The organism is Priestia sp. ABM2_011, from assembly GCF_056158845.1.
The window spans coordinates 1868438-1882207 of record NZ_JBSWUB010000001.1; the positions used below are offsets into that span (position 1 = coordinate 1868438).

The following is a 13770-nucleotide window of genomic DNA, read 5'->3' on the forward strand; positions in this document are numbered from 1 at the left end:
TGGCTGCCTTTTAAACAAGATTGAACAACTAGAATTACGTTTTATCACTACATATGATGAATTTCATTTGAAATATATCATATTCTGTAGTCCTTCAGTTTCTTAATTCTTCTCTCATAGATAACTTTAAAGACTCACATTATAAAATCTACTTACTTAATTTTGTTTATTGCTAACGAGAGTGACATGCGGAGTTTTACCTTTTGATTTCCTAGATGAAAGATAAACGCCAGCAAAGATAATAAGTAGTCCAACAATGACATTTGGAGTAATTGTCTCTCCCAGTAGTAAATAACCCCAGACCATGGCCGAGGCAGGGATCAGGTAAGTAACCGTCGCTGCTAATTCAGGGCCACCATTTTTATTGATATAAAAATAGATTAACTGACCCAATCCTGAGCCAAAACAGCCGAGACCCACAATTGCCAGAAGCGGAAGTGGATGAATCAACAAATCTGATTTGAATGGTTCAGTAAACAACATTCCAATTAAACCGATGATAGCACCTGTTAGTAGGGTGAAGGTTGTTATAGTTAATACGCTCACCCCAGACAAAAACCGCTTTGTTAACTGCCCAGCAAGCCCATAGCAGATACAAGCAACAAGCATTGTTCCAATTCCGACAAACCCTTTCCCGAAAATCTGACCAAATTGAAAATCCATAAGGACGAGTATCCCGAAAAAACCGATAAGAATACCGATCCACTGACGTCCGGTAAGTCGATAAGAAAAAAGAATAAATCCGATAAGACCTGTCCAGATTGGAGTGGTCGCATTTAGAATGGAGGCGGTTGTACTGTTTATCTCAGTTTCGCTTAAGGAAATTAATCCCCACGCCAAACCACAGTTAAATATACCAACAACAATTAATGCCTTCCAGGGTAGTTTCTCTTTAACTTTTCTACGCTTCCACCATAGAAAAGGGAGCAAGATGATTGCACCTGCTAGACAACGAAAAAATACAATTCCCCATATACCAGCTGAGGGAAGCAGCCACTTCATAAATACAAAAGATAAACCCCAAATGAAACTAAGCCCAATTAAGGCTCCATACAATCGAAACATAATACACCTCCTTACTTCACTTATTATGGCAAATTTTGTTGATTATTTCACTCCGAAATTTTACTTTGTAGAACATTTTCTCATGTTTTTTTCGTTATCTCGATATCTTTCTCTAGGTATATAAAATATTTCTTTTTTTATAAAATAATAAATTTGACGTTATTCATAGGAATAATTCGGGAAAAGTTTAGAGTTTTTATTGAAAAGGGAACGTTTGTTCTTGTATGATGTAGAGAACGAATGTTCTTTTTTCATAGTTTCTTTGGATCGATTAAGAATAGCTACCAAATAGAGTCGTCATATGCACCGACATGAAGGTATTCCGTGCTTTATTTTTTTCTATTAAACGCAAACGTTGAAGAAGAGGAGAAGATGAGCTTGTTGGAGGATATTATAATCAGCGCGAAAGAAGCCTACGCGCTTGCCAAGACGATTAATTAAATTTGCCTTTCTCTTTAAGAACATCCAATTATACTATCATCTTAAAGGGAAAAGATAACCAAGATAAAAATTATATAAAATTAGTTTCTAAGGAGAAATAACATTGAACTCTACACTCAATAATTCAGAAGATATAAAAAGGGAAGAAGGACAAAAGCAGCTGCTTGAAAAAAGTCTTCAAGCTCATAGAAATAAAAAATGGATAATCAACTTTACTTGTGCTATATCTTTTCTTTTAGCAGTATTATGTTTTTGCTTCCAAGTGCCAGACGCTATAATTATTACTGTTATCTTACTGTTCATCTGTGTAACTTTCCAAACTGCACATAAAATGTTAGATAGAAAAATAGAGCTGCGCTTGAAACGTATAAAGCAGGATCATAGAAAGATCATATTCAAGATAAAATAAATCCTAACTTCCTCCCTATAATTCGACTTACATTTGATTGGTACATTGCATACTCTGTTAGAAACGAAAGTTTTACTGTAATAGATGAGTATGAAATGTATACAGGAAGCGCTTTTGCAGTTTATTCAAAGTCCAGATATCTAGATTTTATCGAAATTGGTACCATAGCTGACGATATACACCCTGGCCCGTTTAAACACTATGGAATACATGCTTTAAACCATATAATTGATGTGGTTTCAACTGAACCTCCAAGTATTTCAGTAATACAAAGAGATCACGAACCAAAGTGAAAAAATGAGGTTAATATGTAGCACATTAACTATATTAAGAGGGTAGCAATGCTTAAGGAATCAAGAGGTGTTATAAGAAGAGAATAGCTTCGCTATAACATTTTGGAATATTTAAGATATTTAGACGCAATTTCGAGGAAAGACATACAAACCACTTACTATTAATTGAAGAAGCCTATAAACATAAGAGGTAAAAACAATGAAATTTTATGAGGCGTTAACCTATGTAAATGAGAATTTTTATAAACCCAATCACTTCGCTATAAAAGCTATTCGAGAAGAAGCTCAGAATTCAGATTATGGCGCTGGTATCTTTCAGTTAAATTCAAAATCTGTACGATTTAGGGTGGCGAAAACTACACCTAATAAGGTAGGACAGTTTGTATCCTTTTGGGAAAAAGATGCGACTCATAAAAACCAGGCCTTTTCGGATGGAAAAGCTACCGATCTATTAGTTATTAATACCTTCACTAGTACAAATAGATTTGGACAGTTCATTTTTCCAAAAGAAATTCTTTTAAAACAAAAAATCCTTAAAACGGCTACCACAAAAGGTAAGATGGCAATTAGAGTGTACCCGATATGGGATACACCAACTAGCAAACAAGCTATGGAAACACAGAAATGGCAATTAGAATATTTTGTTGAGATAAATGATGCGAACAATTTGCCCCGCCAAAAATTATTAAAGCTATACTCCTAGAAGGGTAACGATCGAAGCCCTACATACGAATTAACAAGTGTACCTTACATATTATAAGCAGGATCAATGCGTAACAGAGGCAGGATTCATGCAGTTTATGGATTCCTTAGGGGGTCGATTTATTTTTATCAATGGAGTATTTGAATTGAAAAATAAAATGAGTTTAAGTGAACTTGCTGATGTAAGAATCGTGTAAGGCTAACATACATTTATTGACTCAAGTCCAGTAATAAAAAGGGAGAAGTGCAAATGGAATTGTATCGTAAAAAAATCAGAGAATTAATTGAACAATATAGTCAAGAAGATAATTTCTATAAAGAAAATGAGGAAATAATTCAAGATACCGAAGAAAAGCTGAATGTGAAATTTCCAGAGAGCTATCGCTGGTTTCTAAAAGAGTATGGTAGTGGAGGCGATGGACTTGAAGTTAATGGTTGCAAAGATATTTTGTATTATCATAACCGTTTTAAATCCTCTGACCTCCCTAAAGCATACATTATTATTCAACACTGTGATGAATATTCTTATTGCTTAGATACAGAAAAAATGATTAACAATGAATGTCCTGTTGTAAATTGGAGCGCCTTTGAAAAGGGTGTTTATCTAGTTGCAGACAACTTTTATGAATATTTATTAGAAGAGATTAACAATGCTATTGAAAATGATTGGTGGGAAGAGGGCTAATTTCACCTTTAGAGAAGAGCCAGCAACATGGACTGGATCAGCCGGTATAACCATACTGTGATTAATTAGAGGGTATTGTGTTTAACAAACAAGGTCAATATGTACGATTTAGGGTGGCGAAAACTATCCCTAACAAGGTAGGGCAGTTTGTATCCTTTTGGGAAAAAGATGCGACTCATAAAAACCAAGCCTTTTCGTATGAACAAGCTACCGATCTATTAGTTATTAATACCTTCACTAGTACAAATAGATTTGGACAATTCATTTTTCCAAAAGAAGTTCTTTTAAAACAAAAAATTCTTAAAACGGCTACCACAAAAGGCAAGATGGCAATTAGAGTGTACCCGATATGGGATACACCAACTAGCAAACAAGCTATGGAAACACAGAAATGGCAATTAGAATATTTTGTTGAGACGAACTATACGAATAATTTGCTCCATCAAAAATTATTAAAGCTATACTTCGAGAGTCGCAATGATTAAAGCCTTACATACAAATAAACAAGTGTACTTTACGTACTATAAGAGAAGTCAATGTATAACAGAGACAGGATTCATTCAGTTTGTTGATGCTCTTAGTAATTTATTTATTTTCATGGATCACATGCAGTTAAGTGAACTAATCGATGTTCGCTTTGTATAATGAGCAAACATACTTAAAATGTTTATAATTTTTATAACTATCAAGTCAATTGAAGAAGGGCATTTCTTGCATTTGAAGAATAGTAACACCATTAAATGAATTGAAGGTTGACTATATCATTGCGAGAGCGACAGATTAAAAAATTGAATAGGAGTGTTCCTTGATGACAAATAGCAAAATGAATCCTAAGGTTGATGAATTTTTAACTAAAGCTAAAAAGTGGAAAGAAGAATATGAGACGTTGAGAAAGATTGTTCTTGATTGTGAGTTGACCGAAGATTTTAAGTGGATGAATCCTTGTTATACGTTTGAGAAAAAAAACATTGTTTTAATACATGGATTTAAAGAATACTGTGCGTTGCTGTTTCCTAAAGGTTCTCTGTTACAAGATTCTCATGGTATTCTAATTCAACAAACGGAGAATGTACAAGGGGCACGACAAATTCGGTTTACCAATGTGCAAGAAATAGCTGAAAAGGAAGCCAGCTTAAAAGCTTATATTTATGAGGCCATCGAGGTGGAAAAAGCGGGATTGAAAGTCAAAGTTAAAAAGCCTGAAGAACTCATTATTGCTGAAGAGCTACAGCACAAATTTGATGAAATACCTGCTTTAAAAACGGCTTTTACTACATTGACTCCAGGACGGCAAAGAGCATATATTCTTTATTTTTCTGCGGCCAAACAATCTAAGACTCGAGAATCAAGGGTTGAAAAATGCATTCCGAACATTCTTAATGGAAAAGGATTAAATGATTAGTACATTTTATTTAAAACATGGCGAATATAAGTTGTTAATGTATTTGAGTTGAAAATGAAATAAGGTGAAGTGAACTGACTGATGTTCCATTTGTGTAAAAGTAGAGTAGATTAAAAAAATTCATTTGAGGAGAAGATGCTATGGAAGTTTTTGCAGAATATTTAGCGCGTATAGATAGCCCTGACCACCGTGACCGAACAGAGGAGGTTTTGGCTTGGGTTGCTAATACTTTCCCAAATTTGGAACCACAAATTAAATGGAATACGCCAATGTTTACTAATCATGGAACATTTATCATCGGCTTTGCCTCAGCAAAACATCATTTGAGCGTTTCACCTGAAGACATAGGGATTGCGCACTTTAATCATGACATCGCCCAGGCTGGATACAGCGCTACCAAAGGCCTGTTTCGAATTCTATGGACTGAGCCAGTAAACTATGAATTACTTAAGAAAATAATCGAGTTTAATATGTTAGATAAAAAAGACTGTTCAACTTTTTGGCGTAAATAAAAAGCAGATTATGAACGGAGAAGAAGGAGGGTACAGAACGGTGGACTTTGAAATGGTTATGAAAGAACTTGAAGCGCTTGGTACGGAACGAATTAAAAAGACTTACATAAATAATGGTGCACACGATCCGCTTTTTGGAGTGGCAACAGGAAAAATGAAGCCGATTGCAAAGAAAATCAAGAAAAATCAGGCTTTGGCTGAGCAGCTTTATGCGTCTGGCAATTATGATGCTATGTATTTTGCCGGTATCATTGCAGACCCAACAGAGATGACTGCGGAGGATTTTGAGCGTTGGATCGATAAAGCGTATTTTTACATGCTATCCGATTATGTAGTTGCAGTCACTTTGTCAGAAACCGATTTTGCGCAAGCTGTTGCTGATAGATGGGTGGCAAGCGGTGAAGAACTTAAAATGTCGGCAGGTTGGAGTTGCTACTGCTGGCTTTTAGGTAATCGTCCTGACGATGAATTTAGCACAAGCAAGATTGCCGATATGCTTAATCAAGTGGAAAATACGATTCACGATTCTCCAGATCGAACGAAATCGGCTATGAATAATTTTATCTATACAGTCGGTGTTTCATATTTGCCACTTCATGAAAAGGCCCTTGAAACTGCAAAGGCAGTAGGTCCAGTCGAAGTTAAGAAGGATAAGAAAAAAAGTAGTATTCTTCTTGCTTTCGAAAACATTCAAAAGGATATAGATAGAGGCCGGATTGGTTTCAAACGTAAACATGTAAGGTGTTAGCATGATTTGTAATGGAGCTACACTATCTGAAACGAGACTAATAATTAGCTTACTATACGTAGGATGTTTTGTTCCTTCACAAACCATCCATTGAAGAAGTGGCAGGGGATAAAAGCTAAAAAACTCTTGTGAAAAGGAGAGAATAAAAATGAAAATCCAAAAGGGAAATCTAAGAATCTGTCATAAAGGACACAAATATTATAAAAGCAGTAACTGTCCGACCTGCCCAGCCTGTGAGCAAGAACGAAAACCTGACAATGGATTTCTTTCCGTGCTATCAGCACCAGCAAGACGAGCATTGGAAAACAACGGGATAACTTCTTTGCAGCAGCTATCAACATTTAGTGAAAAAGAGATATTACAATTTCATGGCATGGGGCCGGCTTCTTTACCTAAACTTAAAGCAGCTTTGCAGACCAATGGGTTAGCCTTTAAAAATTAAACATTAAGGATAGTTAAAGCAAGAAATAAATCTGGATAAAGTGTACGAATACGCTGAATTTCCGGATATGGAAGGATATTAAGAGATAAATAAGTAGTGGGAAAAAGAAGGAGGGGAGATTTAAGTAATGAATAACAAACTAGATAAAGCATTAGCGTTACGAAAGAATGGAAATCACAAAGAATCTAACGAATTGCTAAGTGAATTAGTTAAGGAATGTCCAGACGATGCTTTATATAACTATCAATGTGCTTGGAGCTTCGACCTATTAGGAGAAGAAGAAAAGGCAGTGCCCTTTTACGAAAATGCCATAAAGATAGGATTACCTTCTAAGGATATGGAAGGTGCAGTATTGGGATTGGGCAGCACGTATAGAGCCTTGGGGGAGTATGAAAAGTCAAAAGAGACATTTTTAAAAGGAATAGAATTATTCCCAGATAATCATGTAATTAAAGTGTTTTATTCTATGACCTTATACAATTTAAAAGAGCATAGCAAAGCGATGGAACTGCTACTGAAATGCTTACTAAATACAACAAATGACAATGAAATACTAAGTTATAAAAAAGCCTTACATTTCTATTCAGATAAACTGGATCAGACTTGGAAGTAGCTTATAAAATTCACTGAATATACGTTCTTTTCCTGAAACGAGAAGAGGACTTTTTTGTAACAATATTGGCAGGCTTCCTTTGATAAAAAGACTTTTAAAATGATAGATTGTGAAGAAATACATTTAAACTATAGGAGGATTTGCTGAATAAGAAAGCCCTTACATATTATATATGTCTAATATGTAAGGAGCCCTATACGAATTACATTTGAAATAGGAGATTCCTGCTTTGGATCTTGCGCTTCTTTTTTGTTGAAGCACTTATGTTTGTACAACCCTATCCTTACTAAACTCTTCTTCAATTAGCTTATCCATGAGAAAATGATAAAAAACGTGATAATTTGTTTTAGTTAGTTTGTCCAGTTCCTGGTGAGTGATGATATTATGTTGGATGAGTAAACCTATAGCAGCTGATATACAATTTACTTTTAAATCTTCTTCCCCTAACATATAAATCACCTTCCCTTATTTACTAAGTACCCTATTCTATATAATAGGCATACTTAAGACACGGACTGATATAAGCTCTTTTCTCAAATTATTGCTCTCGTGCTGATAGAAAATGATCATAAAATATTCTCAACACTTTTTGATGCATACTGTTATCTTTATATACTTTGCTTTTTTTTCCTGCAAAAAAAACAAAATGATTTCAATTTTCCCTTATTTTGGAATGTTGTATTTGTTTTTAACAGTTAGAGAAGCTTTTGAGCGTTCAGTATGTATCTGAATGTCAACACCAAGAACTTATAAACACCATCCGAGGAAAGTGAATAATAGACTTTATTTTAATTGGTTCTTATTATTTATCTTATGTAAATGCGGTTTTCCTGTAAGTGAAAAGGGCAACTTTAACTATGTCATAAACCTCCCTGTAGGTAATTATTAAATTATATAGGGGAATTTACATTTCAATAAAATACTGTTATTACAAGTTAGTGAGGTAGAAGTATGGAAGAAACCAATAGTAAGAATTTAAAATCTGAAATTATAAAAAAGCACGAGGTATTATTTGCAAAGAGATTGGAACTTGAGAGTGAAGCAAGCCGTTTGATGTTAGAAATTAATTTATTGGATGCACAGAATACTCTTAATAAAGTAAGTCAGTTAAACCAACAGATAGATGATATCACCTCTGAAATGGATTATTTGAAACAAGCTCTTGAAGCCATTAATTAAGCTATATATCAGAGTGTAACTAATTCTATAAGTATAACCACGAGCAAATTTTAAAAACGTGATCAACATGGAAGAGAAAGAAGGTATTTCGATGAAATCTATCTTATTAATTGGACAATCAAATATGGCAGGCAGAGGGTTTATTGAGGATGTACCGCCGATTTATAATGAGCATATACATATGTTACGAAACGGTAGATGGCAAACGATGGCAGAACCACTTAATTTTGATCGTCACATATCTGGCGTTGGGCCGGCACCTTCTTTTGCTCAAGCTTGGACAGAGGATCATCCGGGCGAGTCCATTGGGTTAATACCATGTGCCGAGGGAGGAAGCTCAATTGATGAGTGGACAATTGACGGACTATTAACCAGACACGCGATTTCTGAAGCAAAATTCGCAATGGAAACAAGTGAGTTAGTGGGAATTCTATGGCATCAAGGAGAAAGCGACAGTTACGGAGAACGTTATAAGACGTATGGAGATAAATTGCTCTCATTATTTAAACACTTGAGAGAAGAATTGAATGCACCAGATATCCCGATTGTTATCGGTGAGTTGGGACATTACCTTGGAGAAGTCGGATTTGGAAAAAGCGCTGTAGAATATAAACAAATAAATCAGATATTATCTAAAGTTGCCCATGCTGAAAAAAATTGTTATTTTGTAACATCAAAAGGCTTAACAGCAAATCCAGATGGCATTCATATTGATGCCGTCTCTCAAAGAAAGTTTGGATTAAGATACTATGAGGCTTTTTCAAAACAAAAGCATGTTTTAGATGTTTTGGACGTTGAGAATGAATGGATTGAAAAGGACGCAAAGCGTGAACTAACTAAAAATGAACGTATATTTGTTGAAAGTATGAAGCTTGCCTTGGGACAAGTAAGTTTTGAGGAGTTTTCTATTAATATCTCTACTATTAATGAAAGTAAGTAAAGCAGAATTAAAAGGTTGAGACAGATTACAGAATAAATCCAACAGAAAGCTTGCAGTATTGCTAAAAAGGAGAAAAGCAATGAAAAAAGCTCTCATTTTTTGTGCAGCTCTTATACTCCTAGTCGTAGGCGCAGGAATGTACATGAACCATTCTAAAGAAAAACAAATGGAGCAAAAACAAAATGATCAAATGTTCCATAAGGCGGAGCAGGCAGCTATTACATATTTTAAAGAAAAAAGACATAAAGACTTAGTGGTGGAAAAAGCAGATTTTGCGGACCGTGGTTTTGAGTATATAGAGGTAACGGGAAAGGTGAAAGAAGGCGAATCGAAGCAATACGTAGTAAACGTCAGCTATAATGATAACTATCGCGTTACTTCTATTGTTGATATGAATTAAAAACAGATAGAAAAGCTAAAAAAGCACTCACCACAAGTGAGTGCTTTTTCATTAAATAAACAATCCAACCATAATACCTGTTAAAATCGATCCCATTGTAGCGACTAACAGCATTTTCAAACCAAACTTTGCAACGCGTGAAGCTTGTTCGCCGTTGATTGCTTGGATCGTACCAAGAACGATACCGATTGAGCTGAAGTTTGCAAATGAGATTAAGTAAGCTGATACGATACCAATCGTTTTTTCAGAAAGGTGAGGCATCATTTTTTGGAAGTCAAGCATGGCAACGAATTCGTTTGCTACTACTTTTGTTCCCATTACGCCGCCGGCTCTCATCAGTTCATCTGCCGGGATACCCATGATAAAGGCAATTGGGTAGAAGATATAGCCTAAAATGTCTTGAACCGTTAATCCGATGACACCGTTTAATACGTAGTTCACTAATGCTAAAAGACCAACGTATGTAACAAGCATAGCTGCTACGATTAACGCAACGCGTCCGCCGTCTAGGGCTCCGTCACCGATTGCTTCAAACAGCGTGCCTTGCTTAGCAGGCGCTTTGATATCGACTTCATTTTCATCTTCTACTTTTACTGGTGCAACGATAGAAGAAACGATTAAACCAGAGAATACGTTTAGCGGAAGGGCAATTAATACGTATTCAGCCGGGATCATCTGCATGTATGCGCCTAGAATCGAACAAGAAACGGATACTAAAGATGTTGTTGTAACGATAAATAAACGGTTTGGCGTTAAACCTCCGATGTGGTTTTTTACCGCAATTAGCGCCGTTGTATCACCAAAAATCATCGCGTTCACGGCTGTGAAGCTTTCAATTTGGGGAAGTCCGGTAATTTTTGAAACAAGTCCTCCGATATATTTGATCCCAAAGGGTAAAATACGAGAGTAGTTTAAAATACTTAATAATGCTGAAACGAATACAATCATAACTAACGTTTGGATAAAGAAAATGCCTTTTCCTGCAAGATCTCCAAACACGAACGAAATTCCGTCGTTACCAAATGATAAGATCTTTGTAAATACACTTGTGATAAAGTCAAGCACCTTGCGACCAATCGATGTATTCATCATAAAAGCAGAGATAGCAAGCTGGATGACAAGCATAACTGCGATGCCTTTATAGTTGATAAGTTTCCTGTCGTTTGACATGAGGAATGCAACTGCTAAGATAATTACAATCCCGATAATTCCCATTAAAATTGACATTTACTTTTCTCCTTACATGTATCCTATATTTATAAAAGAGGGACGTGCATAGAAATGACTATGTAAATCGGCCTCTATTTTATACAAAAACGGAACTTCTACGCCAATTTTGTTAAAAATGGGCAAAATTTTTTAGGCCATTATAAAAAATGACGTAATTGTAAAATAATATTTACTATGTGCTAATATGTAAAAAAACATGCAAAACTGACATAATAACTTATATTTCGACAGCCTCTACTATCTTAAATCATTTTGAACAAAAGAAAAAGGGGAAATGAAGATATTTTTAATATAATTGTGAAATATTTTTAAAAATTTATGATACTTCCGGTTCTTGGAATTCTAATATGAGAAGTAAAAAAGAGACAAAATGACCTATAATACGTCGTTTGAGAGAAATGTTTCCTTTTTAATGGTAGAATATTCATGAGGAATGACAAAGTAGTTGTATAAAGGCGTTAGCAATGAATAGTATTCAAACATTTTTTTCAAAGCATCCCAAATGGTCGTATACCGGAAATTTTGTGGTAACACTGGTGTGCGTAGCGATGTTTCCATCTTTGTTTATGCCGACCGTTCCAGGAGTGCTGATTGGATTTGTCGCAGCTACCGCTATTAATTATGCATTAGGACTTAAGTGGAAGCCGCTGAGAGAGCTAACAAGTAAATAAAATGCTCTATAAGTGTGGTAAACTAGTAAAAATGATAAAAGAGGTGTAAACATAATGACAACACCCGAGAGAAAGCTGATTCATTTAGCAACCGGCATGCCTGAACAAATGGCATACGGCTCTGACAAAGAAATGCGGACAGGTATATGCAAAAAGCAAGTAGACGAGACCTTTTTAGCAAAAGAAGGGTTTCAAGGCGACGGCGTAGCGAACTTAAAGTATCACGGCGGACCGGATCGTGCGGTGTGCGTGTATCCGTATGAGCACTATAAAAAATGGAACGAAGAATTTGATACGGAGCTGCCGATGTCTGCGTTTGGAGAAAATCTTGTCTTAGCGGGCATGGTTGAAAAAGACGTATGCATTGGAGACATTTATCAAGTGGGGGACGCTGTTATTCAAGTGACGCAAGGTCGAAATCCATGCGACACGATTACAAAGAGAACGGGCGTTAAAGGTCTTTTAAAACGAATGATTGAGACAAGCTATACCGGCTACCTTTGCCGCGTGCTGAAAGAAGGCACAATTACGAAAGACGCGGAAGTGAAATTAATTCAAGCTCATCCAGATCAAGTATCCGTTTGGTTCACGCTTGATTTATATTTCCATCATTCAAAAGATGTAGAAGGGATGAAGCGGGCGTTAGAAGTTTCTGAACTTGCGGAAGACTGGAAAAATAAATTTCAAACGCGGATTGAAAAGGCGCTTTCTGTCGCGCAGCGATAAAAAGTAAATGCCCTCCAATCGTTAGAACGTATCTAACGATTGGAGGGCATTTTTTTCTTAGAAGCGTCCGTATCCTAAGAAATGATCTTGATAGTAAGAAACATCTAGGTCAGCTACTGCTACACCGTGTGAACCAGCATGAATCATTTGGCCGTTTCCGATGTAGATTCCCATGTGAGATGGGCCGCTTGTGTATGTGTTTTGGAAGAATACTAGATCGCCTGGTTGTGGAGACGAAATTTTTGTAGCCATGTTCCAGTAGTTGGCTACGCTTGTACGTGAAATGCTGTGACCGCTATGGTTGAACACGTATGCGATAAAGCCTGAGCAGTCAAATCCACTTGGTGTGTTTCCTGCCCATTGGTAAGGTGATCCTACTAAACTACGTGCAACATTTACTGTGCTTCCAGAAGCCGTGCTTGTTGTTGGAGCAGGTGCTGGTGTGCTAGTTTCTTTTGCTGCAGATGTAGATGCAGATGCTGTAGAAGTAGAAGGAGTTGATGTGCTTACACCTTTTACTTGGCTTGCGCTTGGTTTACCTGATGCAATTGTTACGTAGCTTGAGCTTTTTGAAATCCATTTGTTTGGTGCAATTTCAACTAAGCCGTTTGCTTCTTTTAAAATAGCAAACTCTTGACCTTGTGTTGCAGTTCCAACAACTGGAGATGAAAAGCTAGCTCCTTGACGAATATTTAACGCACTCACGTTTACGATGACTTTTTGATTAGTAGTAGTTGCTTGTTGTTGAGGTACGCTTGGCGTTACCTTTTCTTGTACGGGTGCTGGTGCAGCGCCTCCGTCATTTGCACTTGCTGAAGTTGTGCTAAATGTTAGGGCAGCGGGAACAAGTAATGCTGCTAACCCCATATTCATAACTGTACGATTTGCTTTCTTTAGCATGTTCTTTCTCCCTTTCCATAACTTGTTTTATTCACAACTGTGAGTCTATCAATCCTGACAGGAAAAGTAAACATCTAATTCCAAATTACGACATTTTGTAACATAGTTTTAATATTAAAGGGCGATATAAGTAGAATTGTCACCATCTCTGTAATAATTCTGACAATTCATCTAGGTAGAAATGTTTAGGAGATTCATAGATTTATTAGAAAATATGTCAGCTAAATGAAAAAGGGGAGCAGAAACCCAGCAGCTGAATGGCTTCAAGGCTTTTAGGATGTATAAAAGCTATAGGTAAAAAGTGATATCGCCACTAGCGATACACTTTATTTTTTTCTAAATGAGCACATAGAGAAGAAAGATACGCTGTCATAAAAGAAACTCAGTTACTATAACTGCTATACATAAATTA

Annotated in this window: 19 protein-coding genes; 15 read left to right on the top strand and 4 right to left on the bottom strand. The window is 36.2% G+C overall.

The annotated features are described in order from the left end of the window. Nucleotides 1-156 precede the first annotated feature (156 nt). Entirely contained in the window at nt 157-1065 is a 909-nt protein-coding gene (locus ACXAE4_RS09890; RefSeq protein WP_048019380.1) for a DMT family transporter, read from the bottom strand. A gap of 544 nt (nt 1066-1609) precedes the next feature. On the opposite strand from ACXAE4_RS09890, the gene ACXAE4_RS09895 reads away from it, so the two are divergent. From ACXAE4_RS09895 to ACXAE4_RS09940, 10 genes are all read left to right on the top strand, one after another. Beyond that, nucleotides 1610-1915 (top strand): hypothetical protein, encoded by a 306-nt coding sequence (locus ACXAE4_RS09895; protein WP_165636314.1) that lies wholly within the window; start codon nt 1610-1612, stop codon nt 1913-1915. 492 nt (nt 1916-2407) lie between these two features. Next, a complete protein-coding gene (locus ACXAE4_RS09900) occupies nt 2408-2911 on the top strand; it encodes a MepB family protein (RefSeq protein ID WP_108674820.1) in 504 nt (167 codons plus the stop codon). A gap of 249 nt (nt 2912-3160) precedes the next feature. Next, the gene (locus tag ACXAE4_RS09905) at nt 3161-3595 is read left to right on the top strand and encodes an SMI1/KNR4 family protein (RefSeq protein ID WP_108674819.1); all 435 of its coding nucleotides are present in this window, start codon (nt 3161-3163) and stop codon (nt 3593-3595) included. Nucleotides 3596-3672: 77 nt separating this feature from the next. After that, nucleotides 3673-4080: a MepB family protein gene (locus ACXAE4_RS09910; RefSeq protein WP_289578181.1), complete on the top strand. Its 408-nt coding sequence runs from the start codon at nt 3673-3675 to the stop codon at nt 4078-4080. Then, nucleotides 4073-4240 carry a hypothetical protein gene (locus ACXAE4_RS09915; protein ID WP_226313303.1) on the top strand — a complete coding sequence of 56 codons (168 nt, stop codon included), beginning with the start codon at nt 4073-4075 and terminating at the stop codon, nt 4238-4240. Before ACXAE4_RS09910 ends, ACXAE4_RS09915 begins: the two co-directional genes overlap by 8 nt. A gap of 163 nt (nt 4241-4403) precedes the next feature. After that, complete coding sequence (locus ACXAE4_RS09920; protein ID WP_289578179.1) at nt 4404-4997, top strand: YdeI/OmpD-associated family protein; 594 nt, start codon at nt 4404-4406, stop codon at nt 4995-4997. Between the two features lie 140 nt (nt 4998-5137). Then, entirely contained in the window at nt 5138-5509 is a 372-nt protein-coding gene (locus ACXAE4_RS09925; RefSeq protein ID WP_165636319.1) for an iron chaperone, read from the top strand. 40 nt (nt 5510-5549) lie between these two features. Continuing rightward, on the top strand, nt 5550-6257 hold the full coding sequence (locus tag ACXAE4_RS09930; RefSeq protein ID WP_165636320.1) for a DNA alkylation repair protein: 708 nt from the start codon (nt 5550-5552) through the stop codon (nt 6255-6257). A gap of 148 nt (nt 6258-6405) precedes the next feature. Then, nucleotides 6406-6699: an RNA polymerase alpha subunit C-terminal domain-containing protein gene (locus ACXAE4_RS09935; protein ID WP_165636321.1), complete on the top strand. Its 294-nt coding sequence runs from the start codon at nt 6406-6408 to the stop codon at nt 6697-6699. Between the two features lie 127 nt (nt 6700-6826). Then, nucleotides 6827-7312 (top strand): tetratricopeptide repeat protein, encoded by a 486-nt coding sequence (locus ACXAE4_RS09940; RefSeq protein ID WP_165636322.1) that lies wholly within the window; start codon nt 6827-6829, stop codon nt 7310-7312. 261 nt (nt 7313-7573) lie between these two features. On the opposite strand, the gene ACXAE4_RS09945 is transcribed toward ACXAE4_RS09940, so the two are convergent. Continuing rightward, nucleotides 7574-7762, bottom strand: coding sequence for a hypothetical protein (locus tag ACXAE4_RS09945; protein ID WP_014458940.1), 189 nt, complete (start codon nt 7760-7762; stop codon nt 7574-7576). A gap of 501 nt (nt 7763-8263) precedes the next feature. On the opposite strand from ACXAE4_RS09945, the gene ACXAE4_RS09950 reads away from it, so the two are divergent. The 3 genes from ACXAE4_RS09950 (at nt 8264) to ACXAE4_RS09960 (ending at nt 9831) form a co-directional block, all read left to right on the top strand. Then, a complete protein-coding gene (locus tag ACXAE4_RS09950) occupies nt 8264-8491 on the top strand; it encodes a hypothetical protein (protein ID WP_098626338.1) in 228 nt (75 codons plus the stop codon). 91 nt (nt 8492-8582) lie between these two features. Continuing rightward, entirely contained in the window at nt 8583-9431 is an 849-nt protein-coding gene (locus ACXAE4_RS09955; RefSeq protein WP_165636323.1) for a sialate O-acetylesterase, read from the top strand. 79 nt (nt 9432-9510) lie between these two features. Next, nucleotides 9511-9831, top strand: a complete 321-nt coding sequence (locus ACXAE4_RS09960; protein ID WP_289578175.1) for a hypothetical protein — start codon at nt 9511-9513, stop codon at nt 9829-9831. A gap of 51 nt (nt 9832-9882) precedes the next feature. On the opposite strand, the gene ACXAE4_RS09965 is transcribed toward ACXAE4_RS09960, so the two are convergent. Further along, complete coding sequence (locus ACXAE4_RS09965; RefSeq protein WP_098113255.1) at nt 9883-11058, bottom strand: NupC/NupG family nucleoside CNT transporter; 1176 nt, start codon at nt 11056-11058, stop codon at nt 9883-9885. 467 nt (nt 11059-11525) lie between these two features. Between ACXAE4_RS09965 and ACXAE4_RS09970 the strand changes: the two genes are divergently transcribed. Together ACXAE4_RS09970 and ACXAE4_RS09975 are read left to right on the top strand one after the other, a co-directional pair. Beyond that, complete coding sequence (locus tag ACXAE4_RS09970; protein ID WP_154973955.1) at nt 11526-11732, top strand: hypothetical protein; 207 nt, start codon at nt 11526-11528, stop codon at nt 11730-11732. Between the two features lie 54 nt (nt 11733-11786). Next, nucleotides 11787-12458, top strand: a complete 672-nt coding sequence (locus tag ACXAE4_RS09975; RefSeq protein ID WP_154973952.1) for an MOSC domain-containing protein — start codon at nt 11787-11789, stop codon at nt 12456-12458. Between the two features lie 57 nt (nt 12459-12515). Here the strand turns inward: ACXAE4_RS09975 and ACXAE4_RS09980 are convergent, their stop codons facing one another. After that, nucleotides 12516-13358, bottom strand: coding sequence for a C40 family peptidase (locus tag ACXAE4_RS09980; RefSeq protein ID WP_034267107.1), 843 nt, complete (start codon nt 13356-13358; stop codon nt 12516-12518). Nucleotides 13359-13770 lie beyond the last annotated feature (412 nt).